This is a genomic window from Flavobacterium sp. N1736 (genome assembly GCF_025947065.1).
Taxonomy (GTDB): Bacteria; Bacteroidota; Bacteroidia; order Flavobacteriales; family Flavobacteriaceae; genus Flavobacterium.
Genome location: NZ_CP109994.1, coordinates 2,320,033 through 2,341,579, shown reverse-complemented (window position 1 = coordinate 2,341,579; position 21,547 = coordinate 2,320,033). Strand labels below are relative to the sequence as shown.

Here is a 21,547-nt window from a genome sequence, read left to right as displayed (position 1 = left end):
TTTTAACAGACAAAAGCATATTTCTTTCGCATAACGAACTCAAACTATGTTTGTTTAAATAAATGAAATGTCTTTTTTAAGGTTACAGAATCTATGATTCTATGTGTTTAAAAAAATATAAAAAGGCGACTGTATAAACAATCGCCTTTTGGTTATAATTACTTAAAATATCAAAAAAAAGTAACTATTTCTTTGAGCCAATGTACCAGATGCATTGGCTCATTTTATTTTAGAACCTAACTTTTTTAAGTTCCCACAACGTTTTAATAAAAGTATCTACATCTTGCGTAGTATTGTAAAATGCCAGCGACGGACGAACTGTGGTTTCAACACCCATTCTGCGTAAAATAGGCTGCGCACAATGATGTCCGGTTCGCACTGCAATTCCTTCTTTGTTTAGCGCCTGACCAACCTGATCGTTAGAATATCCCTGCAGATTAAAAGAAAGCACACTTGCTTTATTAGCTGCAGTTCCTATCAATCGTACACCCGGAATTTCCTTTATAAGCTTCGTGGCATAATCTAATAAAAAATGCTCATATTGCCCAATTGCTTCGATTCCGGTTTTGGTGACATAATCAATTGCCGCTCCAAGACCAATAGCGTCGGCAATATTTCCTGTTCCTGCTTCGAAACGATTGGGTGCTTTGTGGTATTTTATTTCCTCAAAAGTAACATCCTGAATCATGTTTCCGCCAGATTGATACGGCTGCATTTCGTTTAGCAAATCTTCTTTTCCGTATAAAACGCCAATTCCGGTAGGACCAAATAACTTATGTCCGGAAAAAACCAGCCAATCGGGATTTAAATCCTGAACATCGACTTTCATATGCGAAACAGATTGTGCACCGTCAATTAAAACTTTCGCTCCGGCGGCATGCGCCATTTCAACTATTTTTTTGGCAGGAGTTACCGTTCCCAATGCGTTTGAAACCTGAGTAAAAGCAACGAGACGCGTTTTAGAATTTAGCAATTTGGCATATTCTTCCAACAGGATTTGCCCGTCGTCGTCAACCGGAATTACACGAAGTTTTAATCCTTTTTTATCAGCAAGACGTTTCCACGGTACAATATTGGCGTGATGTTCAAGATTACTAACGATTATTTCATCGCCGGAAACCAGATTATGATCGCCCCAGCTTTGTGCCACAAGATTAATTGCTTCTGTTGCACCGCGGACAAATACAACTTCGTTTACAGAATTCGTATTCAAAAAAACTTTTACTTTTTCACGCGCTGCTTCGTAAGCATCAGAAGCTCTCGCTGCCAATTCATGCGCTGCACGGTGAATATTCGAATTTTCATTCTCATAAAAATAAGCAATACGATCAATTACCGATTGAGGTTTTTGAGTCGTTGCCGCGTTATCAAACCAAATTAACGGTTTGCCATTTACGGTTTGATTTAGAATTGGAAAATCTTTTTTAATCAGATTGGCATTAAAAGGAGAACTTTCTAAAGTGTGAAATTCCTTTGAATCGAAAGAGTTTCCCAGTACCACATTTGTATTTCTTTTATCAAAAGCAAAAGGATTCTGATCGAGGAAATAATATGAATTCGGAATTTCAGCCGGATTTGAAGGTATATTTAATCGTTTTGTAAATTGGGTATCAACTGTTTTTAAGGCTTCATCCAATTCTTTTTCAAACGAAAAACCGCCAATTTCAAATGGTGAATATTGCTGATTGAGATTCAATTCAGAAAAAATATTTTTCTCTGTTGACGCTGCTGTTCCTCCATTTTTAAAATTAGTATCAGAAAATCCGGTTTGCGGATTATTAAGGTTCACATTATTTCCATGCGGAATCTCTAGCGGAGAAAGGGCACTATTGGGATCAAATCCGCTTATTGTATTTGGATATAAAGATGAAATTCCTGTATTTCCAAAACTGGCAACAGACGGTGAAACACCAAAACCTCCAAAGGCTGGAGGTGCTTCCGGTATGTTTTCTAACTGCTGCAACGAAATAGTCGATTGGTTATAATCGCCTAAATTTCCTGCCTGCAACAACGTTTCTACAGCTTTTACGGCACGCGGATGTTCGTCTTTATTCGGACTCAGTGAAATTTCTTTAGGAAACTCATTGGGTAACGTTTTGAACAGCTCGTTTGCTAAAAACTGCAAATCGTCGATGTTAGGTAAACCGTTGTTGTTAGTATTTATACTCATGGTACTTTCCTATTTCTACATCTTCTAATACGGCAATGGCATCATCAACCAATATCGCTAACGAACAATAAAGAGAAACCAGATAGGAAGCAATTGCTTTTTCATTTATTCCCATAAAACGAACCGATAATCCAGGCGATTGTTCACCCTGAAGTCCCGGCTGAATAAGTCCGATAACGCCCTGACGGCTTTCACCTGTACGCAATAAAATGATTTTTGATTTCCCGTTTACGATGGGTAATTTATCAGATGGAATAAGCGGAATTCCTCTCCATGTCAAGAACTGAGATCCAAATAAAGAAATAGTTGGCGGAGGAACTCCACGACGCGTACATTCACGTCCGAAAGCTGCAATAGCCAACGGATGCAAAAGAAAAAAGCCCGGTTCTTTCCATACTTTAGTTAGTAATTCGTCCAGATCATCCGGAGTTGGAGCGCCTGTACGCGTTTTTATAATTTGAGATTTAGCCACATTACTCAATAAACCGTAATCTTTATTATTGATTAATTCGCTTTCCTGACGTTCCTTAATGGTTTCAATTGCCAGACGAAGCTGCTCAGAAATTTGATTGTATGGTTTGCTGTATAAGTCAGAAACACGAGTATGAACATCGACAATTGTTTGAACTGCTGCCAGATTATATTCTCTTGGATTCTCGATATAATCAACAAAAGTATTTGGTAAAACCCTTTCATCTCTTGCAGAACAATCTACTTCTATATGACTTCCGTCTTTTACTTTATTCAAACGAAACACACCCGATTCGACCGGAGTCCAATGTAAAAGATGCGTTAACCAACGTGGCGATGTCGTTCCTATTTGAGGAACTGTACGTGTTGCGATTGCTAACTGTCTTGCTGCAACATCGCCTAATGCAGTCTGTTGTTGTTTTGATTCTGCCATGGCTGAATGGTTTTAAAGGTTATTATTAGTTCATAGGTAAATTTATGTTAAAAATAAATGCACCCGAAATATTATACGTTCAATTTATTTACAATTAACTCTAAAATGTTAAAAAAATATACTTGTATTTTTCTCTATTTTTTTAGCGCTGCACCACCAGGCATTTGTTCAGCTTTTAAACTGAATTTACTATATTCTACAACTCCGGTTTTATCTGCCCAGTCAAAATATTTGGCTGATAACTGATTCACAACCGCAAGATTTTGTTTGGCTACATTTTTGGTTTCACCTCTGTCAGTATCCAGATCATAAAGTTCCCATTCATAAGACGGATAAATCGAAACTAATTTCCATTTACCGTCACGAACAGCTCTGTTTCCGGCTCTTTCCCAAAATAATGGTGCGCCTCTGTCAACCTGAGAAACATTATTAAATAAAACAGGCAATAAGCTCTTTCCAACCAAAGGATTTGTGGTCACACCATTATATTCTTTGGGATATTCAATTCCCGCCAATTCATAAAAAGTAGGAGCAAGGTCAATAATATGTCCCGTTCCCTTATCGATTCTTCCGGCTTTTATTTTTGATGGAAACCACGCAATAAACGGAGAACTGAATCCGCCTTCGTGCATATTATTTTTATATTGCTGAAGCGGCGTATTCGATAAATACGCCCAGTTTTGTTCCTGATAATCAAAAGAACCCGAAGTTCCAACTGGTCCCGTGTTTCTCACAAGTCCGCGTCCTAAAGGATTATACGTATTGAAACCGCCTTGTGCACCATTATCTGAAATGAAAATAATCAATGTGTTTTTATCTTTTTTCAGCGCTTTTATTTTCTCTAAAACCTTCCCAACATTCTGATCCATATTATCAACCATTGCGGCGTAAACTTCCATTTTGGCTTTCCAGAATTGTTTTTCGTCGTAGGTTAATTTATCCCATTCCGGAACATCAGGATCTCTTGGCGATATGGTTTGATCTGCGGGTAAAATGCCGTTTGCTTTTAGTTTCTCAATTCTTTTCTCTCTTAAAACATCCCAGCCTTCATCAAACTTGCCTCTGTATTTTGCAATGTCAACAGGTTTTGCCTGCAACGGCCAATGCGGAGCCGTAAAAGCCAGATACAAAAAGAACGGTTTGTTTTCTTTATTTTGTTCATCTAAAAATGTAACCGCGTTATTGCCAATTTCATCTGTAAAATAATACGAATCATCTTTTGGATGTAAAATTTCATTGTTTCTGATTAAAGAAACCGGATATGGATTTTTTCCGAAAGGCAAAGGTTTGGTATCAAAATAATTCGAAGCGCCTTTTAAGATTCCGTAGAATTTATCAAAACCTCTTTGGTTTGGCCATTGCGCCTGATCTTCTGAACCAACATGCCATTTTCCGGATAAAATCGTACTGTAACCGCCTGAACGAAAAACTTCGCCAAGTGTTAATGATTCTTTATTTAAATAGCCCTGATAAGCCGGCAATCCTAAATTGACATCAAAAAAACCAACTCCTGCTTTATGCTGATATTGTCCCGTTAATAAAGAAGCTCTCGTAGGCGCACAAATCGAATTATTGTAAAATTCGCGCAGGCGTAAACCTTCGCTGGCAAGTTTATCTAAATTGGGCGTTTTAATTTCTGAACCGTAATTTCCTAAATCAGAATAGCCCATATCGTCTACCATAATCAAAACGATGTTGGGTTTTGAAGTATCGGTTGTGGTTTTGTTTTGTGCCGAAACTAAAACTACTGTTGATAACAGAAGGTTTAGTGTAAGAATTGTTTTTTTCATTGTAATTGATATTTTAGTAAATCAAACATTGTGTCTAATTGTTAGTGAGGTTGCTTCGTGCCTTGCAATGACAATGATTGCGGTTATTTGCCAAACAGTAAAAAAGCGATTATCAACGTAATAATCACATTAAATAATTGCGCGATTAAAAAGGCATATAAAGGTTTTTTGCTGTTGTTGCTGAGTAAATCTTTAAAATTAGTTTCTAAACCAATGCTTGTAAAAGCCAATGCAAACCAAATGCCCTGCAGGTTTTTTAAACTGTCTTTTACTTCATCCCGAACTTCCGGAGTAATTAAAAAAGAAAATACCAGTGAAGCGACAATAAAGCCAATAACAAATTTCGGAAAACGTTCCCAAATAACGCTCAGGGTTGGTTTTGATGCCACAGCTTCTTCTGATTTATTATGTGTATATGTCCAATAAACAGAGATTGCAAAAGCGGCCACTCCTAATAAAACATTTTGAGAGAATTTTACAATCGTGCTAATTTTCAATGCCGTTTCGCCAACCAAAGTTCCGGAGGCGACAACTGCGCCGGATGTATCGATACTTCCGCCAAGCCATGCGCCCGTTACTTCTTCGGGAAAATGGAAATGTTTAGCAATTATGGGCATAAAAATCATCATGGGAATTGCGGTTACCAAAACCATCGAAATTACATAAGACAGTTTTTTTGAATCTCCTTTTATAGCGCCCGAAGTTGCAATTGCAGCAGAAACGCCGCAGATAGAAACCGCACTCGAAATCATCATCGTTAATTCGTCATCAACTTTTAATTTTCGGCAAAGCCAAAAAGCAAAATACCAAACCGATAAAACCACAACCAATGCCTGAATTAATCCTAATGAACCCGCTTTTAAAATGTCTGAAAAAATTACGCTGGTTCCCAATAAAACCAATCCAATTTTGACAAAAACTTCTGTAGAAAGCGCTGATCGAAACCATTCAGGAAGTTTGAAGAAATTACCGATTACCAAACCAATTATTAAACTGAAAATAACGGCTTCTAAATTGATAGATTTTATAGCTGAATTTCCTGCCAGAACAAGTGCAATCAGTGTTAAGAAATAAACTATGGGAAAAGTAAAAAGAAAATATTTTACAGATTTTCCAATTAAAAAAGCACCTAAAGTTCCAATCGTAATCAAATATAAAAATTGAATTAAAAGGATTTGCAGGTTTTCAAAAGCAAAGACTTTCGTTGTTAAATCGGTACTATTTGACCAGCTGAAAGCAGGAACTTCTGGAAGAAAAACAAATAGCGAAATCCCGATAATTAGAAATCCGAGAATTACAACCGTCCAGTCTTCGTGAACATTATATTGTTTTGTTTGGGTTGACATTGTATATGTATTTACTTTGAATTGCCTCCAGCTTTAGCTGGAGATAACTTATTATAATTGAAATTGGCTTTAGCCGAAATTTATTTGGCTAAAGCCTTTTATTTTGCTTAAATTTTTAAACCTCCAGCTAAAGCTGGAGGCAATTAAAAGAGGTTTGATTTAATTTTTTATTACACTATTACAAATCGACAAAGTATTTTTGTTTGCCAAAGTCAAATTCGTAATAAGTTAAATTAGGCCATAAAGGTTTTACAAGACCTTTTTCCCAGTTTTGCAATGCCGCATGAAGTTCTTTTACTTTTGCCGGATTTTTTTGAGAAAGATCTGTCGTTTCAGACTTGTCGTTTGCCAAATTATAAAGCCATTCTTCGTGTGTTTTTCCGCTGATAATTAATTTCCAATCACCGCTTCGAATTGCTTTTGCATCGCCGGAACGCCAGTATAAATTTTTATGCGCTTCTGTATTATTGTTTACGGTTGAGATCAAATCGACACCATCATAAACCCTGTCTTTTGGTAAACCGGAATGTGTAACGGCTGCAACTGTACTAAAAATATCCAATGAACTTACAGGAGTTTTATAAACGGTATGCGGTTTGATTTTTCCTTTCCATGACAATGCAAACGGAACATTGATTCCGCCTTCAAAATGAGAAAATTTACCGCCTTTTAATGGCGCATTTGTTGTGGCAAAAGTATAATCTGCGCCGCCGTTATCGCTGGCAAAAATGATTAAGGTATTTTCTTCAAGACCTTCTTTTTTTACTTTGGCAACAATTCTTCCAACGGCGTCATCAAGCGCGCTGATCATGGCAAAATACACGCGTTTGTTTTCGTCTTTTACATTCGGAAAACGATCGTAATATTTTTTACGAACCTGAAAAGGCGTGTGTGGTGCATTAAACGGAACATAAAGCAAAAATGGTTTTGTTTTATTTTTGTCGATAAAAGCCTCAGCTTCATCAGCAAATGTTTCAGTTAAATAGGCTTTATTTTTTATAATCGTTGTATCGCGGCGAATTTGTCCAATTCCAACACGTCCGTTCCCCCAAATTGTTTTATCGGTAAAATCTTTATGATGATGATTGATAATATCCGGATTATCATCTTCGGGCGTATAAAGCGAAAATGCCTGATAAAAGCCGTAGTGGTAATCGAAACCTCTGTCCAGCGGAAAAAATCCTTTGTTGTGTCCCAAATGCCATTTTCCTATAATGGCTGTTGCATAACCTTGTTTTTTTGCTAAATCTGCAAAAGTAATTTCAGATTGCGGTAAACCCTGAGTTGCAATCGAAGCATCATTTGGATATTCAATTTTTTGATTTAATCGCCAGTTATTGGTATTTATCAAATATTTGAAAGCATAATATTCTAAGTTATTTTTCGGATATCGGTCTCCGGGTTGATATTCATGACCAAAACGTTCCTGATAACGCCCGGTCAACAAACCGGCACGAGATGGCGAACAAATAGAAGCTGAAACATACCCATCTGTAAAGGTTACGCCGGAAGCTGCCAAAGAATCAATTTGAGGTGTTGGCGTTGCTTTTCCTCCGTATAATGAAATATCGTATTTACCTAAATCATCAGCAAGTAGAATGATGATATTAGGTTTTTTTTCTGAAGATTTTGAGGTGTCTTTTTGTGCCAGAAATGCTGCTTTTCCGTCGACTAATTTTTTGTCCGGTTCTATTAATTTTCCATTGGTATTAATGGGCCAGAATAAAAATAGTACGGCAATAAAAAGCACAAGCAGAATTGGTATAAGTATTTTTTTAATTCTTGTGAATGATGCCATGTTTTTGATTTAGTTTTTGGTATTGAGGTTTTTATGTTCAAAGTAGTCCAGTTTCTTTTAAATTTTGGTAAGATTTGTCATTTCGACGCAAGGAGAAATCACATAACGTAACCATACAGTACGTTGCTCTCTGGATGTGATTCTCGTTCCTCGAAATGACAAACAGTATGAATTATTTTGAAGCCAAAGCCACATCTACAGCAGTTTTAAGATTTCCTAAGCCATCTTTTTTGAAAATAATTTTTCCGTTTTGATATAAAATCAAAGTAGGGAAGACCTTTACTGTTTTTAAATCAGCAATAACCTGCGGACTTTCTTCTAACTCGATTTGAACGATTTTTAATTTCTCGCCGTATTTTGTTCTCAGGTCTTCTAAAATTGGTTTTACGGTTTTGCAGGTAGCGCAATATTTTGATCCAATATCTACCAAAACATATTGATTATCTGCGACAATTTTTTTGTATTCAGGAAGCGTTAATTTGCTTTTTAAATTGGTATAAAAAGGTTTTCCACCGCCAATCCAGCTTGCAATTCCGCCTTCTAAAATATAAACTTCAGAGAAACCTCTTTTTGCTAAATCAGTTGATAAAAGACCGCTTCGATATGCCGCAATAGAATAAATAAATACGGGTTGCGACGAATTTAAGGCGGCAACTTGTTTTTCGTAATCTTCAGATTTAAGATTGAAATTTACGGCGCCTTCAATATGATTTAAAGCAAATTCATCTGCGCCTCTGGCATCAATTATCTGTGGATTTTTTTGACTTTTAATTTTAGCATAAAAAGCATCCAACAATATATTGGCACTGTTTCCTTGCGAAAAACCTACAATTGTAAAGAGCAATATCAGCGTTGTAATACTGGTTTTGAGTATTTTATTTTTCATAACTTTTGGTTTTTGCATAAGTTTGGCAGTGTATTCAGGATTATTTTGAATACACTGCCAATTTATTTTATATTAGGACAAGCCTTTAGGTGTAATTATTTTTAACACATAGAGACATAGTTTTTGAAAGTCTAAAAAAGGCGTTCCACTTATTTTAATACATCCCGATGCTTCGGGACTATGTGTAAATGATGTATCATTTATTTAATCTTCTTTGAAAAGAGGAAAAATCTATGTTTCTATGTGTTAAATTAAATTTTTATGGACACCCAATGATTAAATCCAGAAAGGTTTATACCTGAGCCGGTTCGTCGTAATAAACCGGACTTGCTGCAACAACAGGTTCTGCTTTTGGTTTTAACGGAACTGATAAAACGCCTTCTGCCAAAGCACTTCCTTCTTTTTTAGATTTGAATATTGGCCACAAAAATTGTGCGTACCATTCTTCTTGTTTGTATGATTTCATTCCGTATGATTTTGGGAATTTACGTGTAATTAAACCCGTTCCGAAAATCACATCCCAGATGAAAAACATATTTCCGAAGTTGCCTTTAAAATGTCCAACACCGTCACCGCTTGTATCAGCATGATGCGCGTGATGCGTTGCCGGAGTTGAGATTAAACGTTCTAAAACCCATGCAATTGGATGTAAAACTTTGTATTTGTAAAAAGGTTTGTCCCATGCAATGCTTGAGTGCGCTCCTAAAGTGATGAAACTTTTAATAACCAAAACAAAAAGTGCCGGTAAACCTAAACCTAAATACGTTAAAGTTGCTGTTAAATATATTTGAGAAAATAACACAGTATAGATAAAGTTTTGTCTCGAAGCCATCGCCATTCCCATGTATGGAGCGGAGTGGTGTGTTCTGTGAAAACGCCATAAAAACGGAACTTGGTGGTGTAAACGGTGGTACCAATATTGCGTTAAATCATCGGCAATGGCGATTAGGAAAAAACCTCCCCAAAACGGAACCCATGAAAGTGTATTGGCTAAATTTGGAATTAAATAAGGTAATGCAGTTAAACTGAAAAATGCAATTACAGGCGGTAAAAGCAATTTTGGAGCTAAGAAACAAACGATATCAATTTTACGTTCTTCGCCCGTCCATTCGTCATCGTATAAACCTGCGGCAAATTCGATTGCTCCTAAAACAAGCATGAAAACGATTAATCCCCAGGTTCTAATGTGTTGAAATGCAGGTTGTGCAAATTGTAAAAATGCTGGTAATGTGATATGTGATTCTGCTACAACACCATTTGTTAGTTTAAAATAAAGGAAAATTGCCACTACAGGCAAACTGTATATTAAAAGACTGATGCTTAAATCTCTTGTTAGTTTTTCTTTTTGAACTATTGCCATGATTTCTTATTTTAAAATTTGATTAATTAATGCTAAACCACCTGCTAAAATCGCCAGTGGAACTAGAAATACAATTGCGCCAACGACAATCTTTTTTCCGATAATTTCATAGTCTACTCGTTTCATTATCTTGTGTTTTATGTTATTATTTATTTTTTTTAAAGGGTATTTTTTTAATTTTCAAGAACTCTTTAGACTTGTCCTGAAAATCAATAATGCTTTGTATATCACAAAAATAAAAATTTATTCTTTTAACTCTATAGATTTAGTAGAATTTATTTTATTTATTTTCATGAATTTTGTTACAATCCTGTCAAAAATGGTATTGTTTTACTTTTTGATTGATTTTTTTATGTAATCCTGCAAGGTTTTCAAAACCTTGTAGGTATGATTTGAGACTTGCAAAATCTTATTTAAACCTACAAGGTTTTGAAAACCTTGCAGGTTGGGTTGCTTATAATTTTAATTGGTACTTCCGGCTGGTTTATTTGCCTGACGAATTAATTCCTGAAGATTTTTACTTTTATCAGTTCCGTTATTATGTATTCTTCTGCTAAATACATCCTGCCAGTCGATTAGCGGATAAACGTTATTTTCCTTCGCTTGTTCATCAAATAATTTTTGAAGTTCGGCTAATTTTTCAGGATATTTTTTAGCAAGATTGTTACGCTCGTTAAAATCTTCGTTTAAGTTGTACAATTCCCAAACATCAGCATCAAAATTGCTTGGTGCAGGTTTTTCGCCTTTACCCAAATTATTTTTCAAAGCAAAAGAATCCGGTAAATGTGCCGCAGCGGCTTTCCATCCATCTTTGTAAATAGCTCTGTTTCCAAAAATATAATAGTATTGTACTTTGTGTAATGATTCTGCTTTTGCATCATTTAAGGAAGCATAGAAAGATGAACCCTGAATTTTATCCTGTTTGATTTCACGGATAGTTTCCGGAGCTTTAAGTCCTGCAATATCCAATGTTGTTGGCAATAAATCAGTTACGTGGCTGTATTGATTTCTGATTCCGCCTTTATCTTTAATTCCTTTTGGATAATAAACAATCAACGGATTGCGCGTTCCGCCTTCAGAATGTGCATCTTGTTTCCAGTTTTTAAAAGGTGAATTAGTTGCCTGAGCCCAACCTAATGGATAATTGGTATTTAAACCTTTTGCAGTTCCAATTTCTCCAATGTTGTTTAAATTATCCTGAAGATTTTTTTCATCAGATACGCCGCCGGCAAATAAATTTTGGTTGATTGTACCTTGCGTTGTACCTTCTTTACTTGCTCCGTTATCGCCAATCGCAACAAAAATCAAAGTGTTTTCAAGTTGATTGGTTTCTTTTAGATAATTTACAACTCTTCCAATTTCGTAATCTGTATACGTAAGATATCCGGCGTAAACTTCCATGAAACGTGCATAAACTTTCTTTTGATCCGGCGTTAATTTTTTCCAGTCTGTAATAAGCGGATTACGTTCCGGTAAAACGGCATTGGCAGGAATTACACCTAATTTCTTTTGGTTTGCCAATACTTTTTCGCGGTAAGCATCCCAGCCATCATCAAATTTTCCTTTGTATTGATCGCTCCATTTTTCTTCAACCTGATGAGGTGCATGGACTGCTCCCGGCGCATAGTACAAAAAGAATGGTTTGTTTGGAGCCGCTTTATGTTGGTTTTTAATGTACGTAATTGCTTTATCCGTAATTTGCTCTGTTAAGTGTCTTCCGTCAGGAACAATGTGTGTATTATCTTCCACTAAATCAGGTTTGTACTGATCCGTTTGAGATCCTAAGAAACCAAAAAAGTGTTCAAAACCTTTTCCTGTCGGCCATCTGTCAAACGGTCCGGCGTCTGAAGCTTCTTCGTCAGGCGTTAATCCGTATTTACCAACTGCAAAAGTGTTGTATCCTTTGTCTCTTAAAATCTCTGCAATTGTTCCTTTATCAGATGGAATTCTGCCATCCCAACCCGGAAAACCTGCTGATAAAACCGTGTGAGAGAAACCGCTAACATGCACTCGTCCTGAATTTCTTCCGGTTAATAAAGCGGCGCGGGTAGGCGCACAAATTGCTGTTGTATGGAAATTTGTATAACGTAAACCGTTATTAGCCAATTCATCAAAAGTGGGTGTTTGTATTAATCCTCCAAAACTACTTGAAGCTCCAAAACCAACATCGTCTAATAATATCCAAACGATATTTGGCGCACCTTGTGGCGCTTTTACCGGCTCAGGCCAATATTCTTTAGAATCGGCTAAGGTTTTTCCAATTGTACCTTTAAATTCCTGATCAGGATTTGATTGTGCAAATCCTTGTACTGCTCCTAATTGTGCTACAAGTAGTGCAGTAATCAAAAGCCCTTTTTTAGGACTTTTGATTGTACTGTTATTATTAATTTTTTTCATATTTAAATAGTTTGTTGGTTAATCGTAATCAATATTTTAACTATGCTATTTTATTTTATTCCAATCTTCGACACCTACTTTTACGGACCATTGCTGGTGTAATTCAATCAGGTTCTGGAGTAGTTTTGGTTCTGATTTTGCTACGTTTTTTGTTTCTGTCCGGTCTGTAGCAAGATTGTATAATTCCCAAGGCTGATTGTTTTCGGCTACTGCTTTCCAATCGCCTTTTCTTACTGCTTTGCTGCCTTCGTGTTCCCAAAACAAGGCTTCATGTGCTTCAGATTTTTGTCCTTCAAATTCCTTTTTTAAACTAATTCCTTCTAATGGCGTGAGACTTTTTCCCTGAAAAGTATCGGGATATTGAAAACCGGCATATTCCAGAAAAGTTGGAAAAATATCGATCAAATGACTTACTCTGTTGCTTTGTGTCCTTGCCTTAATATGGTTTGGATAATAAGCAATAAAAGGGGAGGCAATCCCGCCTTCGTGGGTGTTTTTTTTGAATAATTGAAATGGCGTGTTGCTCACATTTCCCCACGGGCTTTCATAACTGTCAATTGATGCAACTGAACCTGGTGTTCCGTTTTTTTGTGTAACATAATTCCAGTTTTTCACATCATCGGCACTTCCTCCATTATCTGAAAGAAAAAGAACAAGCGTATTATTTTCTTCTCCCAAAGACTTCACTTTCTGCAGGATTTCTCCAATTCCGGCATCCATTCTGTCGATCATGGCGGCGTAAATTGCCATTCGTGTATCCCATTTGTCTTTTTCTTCGGCGCTTAGTTTTTCCCAATCCGGTACTTTTTCAAAACGACTTGATAAGTCCCAGTTTTTATCAATGATTCCCAGTTCTTTTAATTTTTTAAAACGGCTTGCTCTCAATTTATCCCAGCCTTCGAGGTATTTACCTTTGTATTTTGCAATATCTTCCGGCAATGCCTGAATGGGCCAATGTGGTGCATTATAAGCAACATAAAGAAAAAATGGCTTTTGCTGATTTCGCTGTTTTTCTAAAGAATTTATAGCAAAATTGGTAATCTCTTGTGTCAGATAAGTAGCCGTATCCGTGCGGATAATTTCTTTATCTCCTTTCAAAAAAGTGACTTTTCTTCCGTCATTATACAAAGGCTGCGAGTTGAAATAACTGCTTCCGTTATTTTGTAAAGTAAAAGAATCATCAAATCCCCGATTCACCGCCCAAGCTGATGGTACTAAACCAACATGCCATTTTCCTGAAACAATCGTGTTGTATCCTGCCTGTTTAAGTGCTTGCCCAATCGTAATACAATGCTCGTTTAAATATCCCTGATAGGCTGGAAATCCTTTGTCCTGAACCATGTCTCCAACGCCTGCCTGATGCGGATACAAACCCGTGAGCAATGACGCCCGAGAAGGACAACATCGCCCTGCATTGTAAAATTGCTTTAGAATAAGCCCGTTTTGAGCGAGCTTATTCAAGTTTGGTGTGTAAATTTCTGAGCCAAAAGCACCAATATCTGAGAAACCCAGATCATCTGCCAAAATGACGATGATATTAGGTTGCTTTTTCTGGGCAAATAGCGAAGATTGTGCAACAACCAATAGGGCAATAATGAGCAGTTTTTTAATCATTTATAGTTTTGGTTGTGGTTAATTATATCCCGGATTTTGTGGCAATCCAACCGGATCAAAATTTCTTTCGCTTTGCGGAATTGGATAAAGATTATTTTTTTCAGAAACTGAATTTTTAGCGGTTACTTTTTTTACTTCGGTAACCAAAGTTCCCCAGCGTACTAAGTCAAACCATCTTTGTCCTTCCTGAACAAATTCTTTTTTGCGTTCTTCCTGAATAGCTGCTCTAAAAGAGATTTGATCCAAACCAGCCAAATCTACGGTAGCATCAGGAGTCGTAATTGGTTTTCCAAAAGCTCTTCTTCTTACCTGATTAATCAATTCGTAAGCTTCAGCAGTGGGCGCTCCCTGTTCATTTATGGCTTCTGCCAAAGACAATAAAATATCGGCATAACGAATAAGAGGAAAATTGATTGCGACATTTCCGGGCGTTGCCAAATTGGTCAAATCCAAATATTTTTTAAAAATTGGTTTTGGAAAAGTATACAAAGTTCCGGTTGTTGGGTTTACTAATTGTTTGGCGTAACTCACATCTCTGCGTGTATCTCCCGGAGCATAAATGTCGTAAAACAAAGCTACGTCAGAGATAATATCAGCAGGTTCTGTAGCTGTAAATCCGGTAAAAGAAGTAGATTGAAAAGTGCTTCCGCTAGATCCGTTTCCTGCCTGATTTGGCTCAAACTGAACAGAGAAAATATGCTCTTTTCCGTTCTTTTTCGTTTTAGTAAATATATCCTGAAAGTTTTCGAACAAAGCATATCCGTAACCGCCATTGATGACTTCTCTTGCTTTTGCAATTGTATTTGGCCAATCTTTTCGTGTTATATATACTTTTGTTAAAATAGCTTTTGCAGCTCCGGATGTTGCACGTCCGGCATCGGCAGCAGTATAAGTAGGAGGTAAGTTTTCGGCATCTTTTAAATCAGAAATAATCTGCGTGTACACTTCATCAACTGTTGCTCTTTTTGATTTTAAACTTTCTAACTGAATAGAAGTTGGTTCGTGCAAAACAATCGGAACTCCTCCCCAAAGGCGAACTGCCTGAAAGTATAATAAACCTCTAATAAATTTTGCTTCATTAATTAATCTGGTTTTAACTACTTCAGAACCTGAAACTTTCGGGATATTATCAATAGAAACATTGGCTCTGTTAATTCCGGCATAAATTTGTCTCCACGCAACCTGAACGCGGTCATTAGTAGCGTCGTGTGTTAAGGCGCTCATGGCTCGTACCTGCGGATTTGTTGCAGAAACTCCCGCTGCTGCATAATCAGAACCCATATCGGTTAAGAAATAAAGGTTTCTTCCAAATAAACTTTGTTCACCCGGATCAAGGCTTAATGAAGCATAAACCGCAGTTACACTTGCAACAGCGTCATCCTGAGTCTTGAAGTAATTATCTTCGGTTACAAAAGAGGTTGGCGTTACCTCTAAATCTGCGCACGATACAAGTAACGTGGCGCTTACTATTATTGTTATGATTATCTTTTTCATCGTTTATTTTTTTTTACTTAGAAAGTTACGTTCAGACCGGAAATGAATGTTCTTGAGTTTGGATAAGAACCAAAATCAATTCCCGGATATAAGTTATTTTGTTCGTATGAACTTACCTCAGGATCAAATCCGGTGTATTTTGTCCATGTAACCAGATTTTCTGCAGAGACATAGAATTTCACGCTTGTTGCTCCCAGTTTTTTAGAAGTGCTTTTTGGTAATGTATAACCAAGCGTGATTAATTTTAATCTAACAAAAGAAGCATCTTCAACATAGCGCTCAGAAACAATTCCTAAAGGAGAACTTGATGCTCTTGGAACGTCGTTGGTTGGGTTTGCCGGAGTCCAACGGTCTACCAAAGTAACATTAGCATTGGTACCAAGTGTAGAAATTTCTAACTGCTGATTTAAAGCGTTGAAGATTTTTGCGCCATAAGATCCCTGAAAAGAGAAATTTAAATCGAAGTCATGATACGAAATCGTGTTGCTGAAACTTGCCACAAATTTTGGCTGCGATGTTCCTAAATTTCCTTTATCAAGCGCTGTAATTACACCGTCTCCGTTGGTATCAACATACTTTCTGTCTCCCACTTTTGTATTGGCAAGACTGTTTATTTTTGGTTGTGTATTTACTTCTTCCTGAGTCTGGAAAATACCATTTGTTTTGTATCCCCAGAAAGTTCCCAAAGGCAAACCAACTTTAACCGTTACAGGCTGTTGCTGTAATAAGGAGCCGTTTGGCACTACAGGAAAAAACTGATCAACGCCATTTCCTATAGAAACTACTTTATTTCTGTTTGCAGAAAACACAATGTTTGAGTTCCATGAAAAGTTTTCTGTTCTTAAATTTTCAGTCGTTAAACCAATTTCAAGACCTTTATTTTCAACACCTCCAATGTTTTGAAGTACACTCGCATATCCTGAAGTTAACGGCACCGGAACGCTGATTAATAAATCGTTTGTTTTTTTGTAATAAACATCAAAAACAAAATTTACTTTTCTGTCTAATAATGATAAATCCAAACCAACATTATATTGCGTTGTTTTTTCCCATTTCAAATCCGGATTTGCCAAACGGGTAGGGGCTAATCCTGTATATAAAGTACCTCCAAAAGAATAATTTACAGACCCCATTGAAGCCAGTGAAAGATAATTTCCAATTTCCTGATTTCCTGTTGTTCCTGCTGTAAGTCTAAGTTTGGCTTCGGTTACACCTTTAATGTTATTGGCGAATTCTTCATCAGTAATATTCCATGAAAAACCTGCTGACGGGAAATATCCCCAAAGTGATTTAGAACCAAATCTTGAAGAACCATCTGCACGTCCGGAAAGTGTAAAGTTGTATTTTCCTCTGTAAGAGTAATTTACTCTGGCAAGCCATGATTTTAAAACACTTTCGAATGCATCACTATATGGTTTTACAGGAACACCATCCTGAATAGAATTGTACGTATTTGCATCGTTTACAAAAGTGTTTGCACCTGCCGTTACCGTTTCACCTTGTGTATATTGAAGCGTATAACCTCCTAAAGCTGAAAATTTATGGTTTTCACCGAAAGTGGTATTATAATTCAGCGTATTTTCATTCAATACAGAACTTACCAATCGGTCTCCAATAGACGCCAATCCTTTTGTTCCTGCACCGTTTGTTGTATTTGCAGGCGCATAATAATTTTGTTTCGTGTTAATTACGTCGCCGCTTACAGCCACTTTTGCAGTTAGCTTTTTAGTGATTTTATATTCACCAAATAAGCTGGTTAGGATTCTGTTGATTTTAGTTTCGTTAATTGTATTTTCTAAATCGTTAATAGGATTTGGAACAAAACCATTTACAGAAGTTGCATAAATATTATTGGTTACATTATAACTTCCGTCTGCATTTTTAATAGGCACTACCGGAGCAGTAAGTACGGCGCTTACCAACGGATTCGGAGTTCTTCCGCCAGCGCTGTTTGTTCCTACACCATTTGAAATTGAGTTACTATAATTAGCGTTTACGCCAAATTTAAAATTCTGAGAATAGTTTTTTTCATAGTTAATACGAAGAGAAATTCTTTTAAAATCAGATCCAATAACAGTTCCTTCCTGATCAAAATATCCTGCAGAAATAGCGTAACGAGATCTTTCGTCACCGCCTGAAAAAGAAAGCTGATGATTTTGAACGGGAGCGGCAGATCTAAAAGCAGCCGATTGCCAGTCGTATCCGCCTGAAGTTTTAAAAGCTTCGATTTGCGCATCACTAAAAGATGGTGCCTGACCAATACTTGCCTGAACATCATTTCGCAAACTTGCCCATTGGCTGGCATTCATTAAATGAAGTTTTTTTGACACATCCTGAAATCCAAAATAACCCTGATACGAAATACTATCCTGACCTTTTGTACCTTTTTTAGTCGTAATAATAACAACACCATTTGAGCCGCGTGAACCATAAATAGCAGTTGCCGATGCATCTTTTAAAACCTCAATAGATTCAATATCAGCAGGATTTATAGTAGACAATACATTAATACTTGCCCCGGCATTTGAAACTCCTGCCGAACCATTATTGTTGTCATTATATATTAAGATTCCGTCTAAAACATACAAAGGTTCGTTACCCGCTGTAATAGAGTTTCCGCCACGAATACGTACACTTGAAGATGCACCAGGACGTCCTGAACTTTGTGTAACTACAACTCCCGCAACGGCGCCTCTTAATAAATTATCTGCCGATGAGGTTACCTGAGATAAATTGGCTTTTGGCACAGAAGCTACAGAACCAGTAATATCTTTTCTCTTTTGCGTTCCGTATCCAACAACAACTAATTCGTCCAGTTCCTGTCTTTCTTCTTTTAAGCTAATCGTAACCGGATTTTTGTCAACTATTATTTCAGTTTTCTTATATCCAATATAACTTACTATTAAAGTATAAGGAAGTTTTTGACCGGTTTGAAAATAAAATTTTCCTTCTGCATCGGTTACAACACCGTGCGTTGTACCTTTTATGTTTACAGAAGCGCCTATAATAGGCTGATTTGTAATGTCGTCGACAACAGTTCCGTCGAGTTTAGATTGTATAAGCGGGGTTGTATTTTGAGCATTAATTCCTGCTGATAACAGAAGGAGAAAAAGCAATGAGTATATGTTTAAATATTTTTTCATTTCTTTGTATTGGTTTTTAGTAATTAACAAGGAGCCTTGAAAGTTGATATTTCAACTCTCATACAGGTTCTTTCATTTAGCGATAAATTTTCTTTAAGCCTCGCCATTTCTGTTGCCGCAGAAATGGCTTTTTTATTTATTTACAGCAACATTGCATATTTTTCATTTTAGTTTTTTTAGTTATTAATTATTTTTTTTGGATTTATAGGTATAGTTTCAGGAATCATTTCGATACAAATTCAGGTATCTGATAGATTTTGTAATTTTCAATAAGAAACTTTTGGTGTGTTTTTTTGGACTCGTTTTTTTTATCCGATTATTTATAAATCGATATAAAACGAAAGTGATGCCGAGAGATTTAGCAACAGAAGCACATATAACAGAATGTGTTATAAGTGTATTTTTTAGGAAGAATGTAATACGATATGCTTTCGGTTGTTTTCAAAATATAGTTTTTTTGATTTCAAATATAATTTTAAACTCTACTAATCCTATAGACAAAGTTAATTTTAATATAATAAAATCCAAAAAAAAATACATTTTTTTTTAAAACGGCTAATTTATAAGCAAGATTTACTCGTGTTTTTAGAGTTTAATTTATTGATTTTCAGTTGTTTATTTGCATTTTTGAAAAACTTATAAATGTTAAAAATTACTATTATACAAACCACAAAATGTAGTATTTTATACTTAATATATTCGCTCTGAATTACTTGTAAATTTCAAAACAGAACCATAAAACGTCACGTTAAGCACTGATTTAGAATTTAATGCTATTTTTTTGAGAAAAAGCAGTCTCAAAAAATCAATTTAAATTTAATTTTCGGTTTGTAAATGCTAATTATAAGTGTATGAGTTGTTTATGTTTTAAAAAATAAAAAATAAATCCATTTTAGTAGAATTTTATTACTAAATTTATGCAAAAATAAAGATATCTGCTTCTTTTTATTTCCTTCATTATACCTGCCAGAATAACAATACCTAAACACTCATTTTTTATATTAATTATAAAATATTAAAAATTTGAAATGTATTTCATATATGACAATTGTCATTTTGTGTAAGAATTTATTTAATCAATTTTGTGTTTTAAAGTAAAGAATCCTTTTTTTAATTGAATACCAATTTGTTAAAATCCATATTAAAAAATAAGCTTATATGAGTAGTTTATCTCAGTCTCACAGAATTTTATTCTTAAATACACTGGCATTTACAATATGTTTTGCCTGTTGGACATTAAATGGCGTTTTAGTTACGTATTTGGTAGATAAAGGTATTTTTAACTGGACAGTTGTAGAAACAGGCTGGTTGTTAGGAATTCCTATTTTATCAGGTTCCATATTTCGGCTTCCTATTGGTATTTTAACAGATAAATATGGTGGTAAAATTGTATTTTCAATCTTATTATTACTTTGTTCGATTCCGCTTTTTCTTCTTCCTTTTGCTGATTCATTCTGGAGTTTTGCCGTTTTAAGTTTTTTCTTCGGATTGGTAGGAACCAGTTTTGCAGTAGGAATTGGTTATACTTCAATTTGGTATCCTAAAGAATGGCAGGGAAGAGCTTTAGGTATTTTCGGAATGGGAAATGCCGGTGCAGCAATCACAACTTTTATTGCTCCAACATTACTCAATCATTTATCAGAAAAAGATCCTGTAAATGGCTGGAAAATGCTGCCCATTATTTATGGTGGTGTTTTAGTAATAATAGGGATTCTTTTTATCGTTTTTGCAAAAAATAAAACAAATAACGCCGTTTCAAAAACAATGACAGAGTTGATGTCTCCGCTTAAAAACATACGGGTTTGGCGTTTTGGAGCATACTACTTTTTAGTTTTCGGCTTTTTTGTAGCCTATTCACAATGGCTGCTTCCAAACTTTATGAATGTTTATCATACGACACTTGTAATGGGCGGAATGTTTGCTACGATGTTTAGTTTACCATCCGGAATTATCAGGGCTTTTGGAGGCTATTTATCAGATAAATATGGCGCAAGAAAAGTAATGTATTGGGTTTTAGGTTCATCAATCGTAATTAGCTTTTTATTGATGTTTCCAAAAATGGAAATATTTACAGCCGGTCCCGGAGTTTTATCTTCTACAAATGGTGTCGTAACCGAAGTTTCTGCCAATACCGTAATTGTAAATGGTAAAACACATAATATCTATAAAAAAGAAATTTCAGAAAATCGTGAAACGGCTGTTTTTCCTGTAAAAAACTCATGGCAGGAAATTGTTGTAAAACAAAATCAGGAAGTAAAAAAGAAAGAATTATTAGCCAAAGGCATTACACAAATCAAGTTTAGTGCAAATATCTGGGTTTATTTGGTTTTAGTAATCTTAATAGGTATTTCATGGGGAATTGGTAAGGCGGCTGTTTACAAACATATTCCGGAATATTTTCCTAATGAAGTGGGCGTAGTTGGCGGAATGGTGGGCTTAATAGGCGGACTTGGTGGATTTATCGGTCCCATTATTTTTGGTTATCTCCTTAATTATACCGGACTCTGGACCAGTTCATGGATATTCATTTTTGTAGTATCAGTACTTTGTTTACTCTGGATGCACCGAACAATTATAAATGCAATGCGAATAAAATCACCGGATTTTACCCGAGATATAGAAGATAAATAATTAAACGAATATAA

Annotated in this window: 12 protein-coding genes; 1 reads left to right on the top strand and 11 read right to left on the bottom strand. The window is 35.9% G+C overall.

What is annotated here, in order from left to right; genetic code table 11:
- Nucleotides 1-229: 229 nt before the first annotated feature.
- The 11 genes from OLM54_RS09740 to OLM54_RS09690 form a co-directional block, all read right to left on the bottom strand.
- The gene (locus OLM54_RS09740) at nt 230-2,170 is read right to left on the bottom strand and encodes a family 2A encapsulin nanocompartment cargo protein cysteine desulfurase (protein ID WP_264538388.1); all 1,941 of its coding nucleotides are present in this window, start codon (nt 2,168-2,170) and stop codon (nt 230-232) included.
- The gene (locus OLM54_RS09735) at nt 2,154-3,074 is read right to left on the bottom strand and encodes a family 2A encapsulin nanocompartment shell protein (RefSeq protein WP_264538387.1); all 921 of its coding nucleotides are present in this window, start codon (nt 3,072-3,074) and stop codon (nt 2,154-2,156) included. The genes OLM54_RS09740 and OLM54_RS09735 overlap by 17 nt, the downstream gene beginning before the upstream one ends.
- A 134-nt stretch (nt 3,075-3,208) precedes the next feature.
- On the bottom strand, nt 3,209-4,864 hold the full coding sequence (locus tag OLM54_RS09730; RefSeq protein ID WP_264538386.1) for an arylsulfatase: 1,656 nt from the start codon (nt 4,862-4,864) through the stop codon (nt 3,209-3,211).
- Nucleotides 4,865-4,947: 83 nt separating this feature from the next.
- On the bottom strand, nt 4,948-6,210 hold the full coding sequence (locus OLM54_RS09725) for a YeiH family protein (protein WP_264538385.1): 1,263 nt from the start codon (nt 6,208-6,210) through the stop codon (nt 4,948-4,950).
- Between the two features lie 178 nt (nt 6,211-6,388).
- Nucleotides 6,389-8,008 carry a sulfatase-like hydrolase/transferase gene (locus OLM54_RS09720; RefSeq protein ID WP_264538384.1) on the bottom strand — a complete coding sequence of 540 codons (1,620 nt, stop codon included), beginning with the start codon at nt 8,006-8,008 and terminating at the stop codon, nt 6,389-6,391.
- Nucleotides 8,009-8,180: 172 nt separating this feature from the next.
- The gene (locus OLM54_RS09715) at nt 8,181-8,894 is read right to left on the bottom strand and encodes a thioredoxin domain-containing protein (RefSeq protein WP_264538383.1); all 714 of its coding nucleotides are present in this window, start codon (nt 8,892-8,894) and stop codon (nt 8,181-8,183) included.
- A gap of 292 nt (nt 8,895-9,186) precedes the next feature.
- Entirely contained in the window at nt 9,187-10,254 is a 1,068-nt protein-coding gene (locus OLM54_RS09710) for a sterol desaturase family protein (RefSeq protein WP_264538382.1), read from the bottom strand.
- 462 nt (nt 10,255-10,716) lie between these two features.
- Complete coding sequence (locus OLM54_RS09705) at nt 10,717-12,651, bottom strand: arylsulfatase (protein WP_264538381.1); 1,935 nt, start codon at nt 12,649-12,651, stop codon at nt 10,717-10,719.
- A gap of 45 nt (nt 12,652-12,696) precedes the next feature.
- The gene (locus OLM54_RS09700) at nt 12,697-14,265 is read right to left on the bottom strand and encodes an arylsulfatase (RefSeq protein WP_264538380.1); all 1,569 of its coding nucleotides are present in this window, start codon (nt 14,263-14,265) and stop codon (nt 12,697-12,699) included.
- An 18-nt stretch (nt 14,266-14,283) separates the two neighbouring features.
- Nucleotides 14,284-15,759 (bottom strand): RagB/SusD family nutrient uptake outer membrane protein, encoded by a 1,476-nt coding sequence (locus OLM54_RS09695; protein ID WP_264538379.1) that lies wholly within the window; start codon nt 15,757-15,759, stop codon nt 14,284-14,286.
- A 17-nt stretch (nt 15,760-15,776) separates the two neighbouring features.
- Nucleotides 15,777-18,902, bottom strand: a complete 3,126-nt coding sequence (locus OLM54_RS09690; protein ID WP_264538378.1) for a SusC/RagA family TonB-linked outer membrane protein — start codon at nt 18,900-18,902, stop codon at nt 15,777-15,779.
- A gap of 1,158 nt (nt 18,903-20,060) precedes the next feature.
- Here OLM54_RS09690 and OLM54_RS09685 point away from each other — a divergent pair.
- A complete protein-coding gene (locus tag OLM54_RS09685) occupies nt 20,061-21,533 on the top strand; it encodes an MFS transporter (protein WP_264538377.1) in 1,473 nt (490 codons plus the stop codon).
- Nucleotides 21,534-21,547 lie beyond the last annotated feature (14 nt).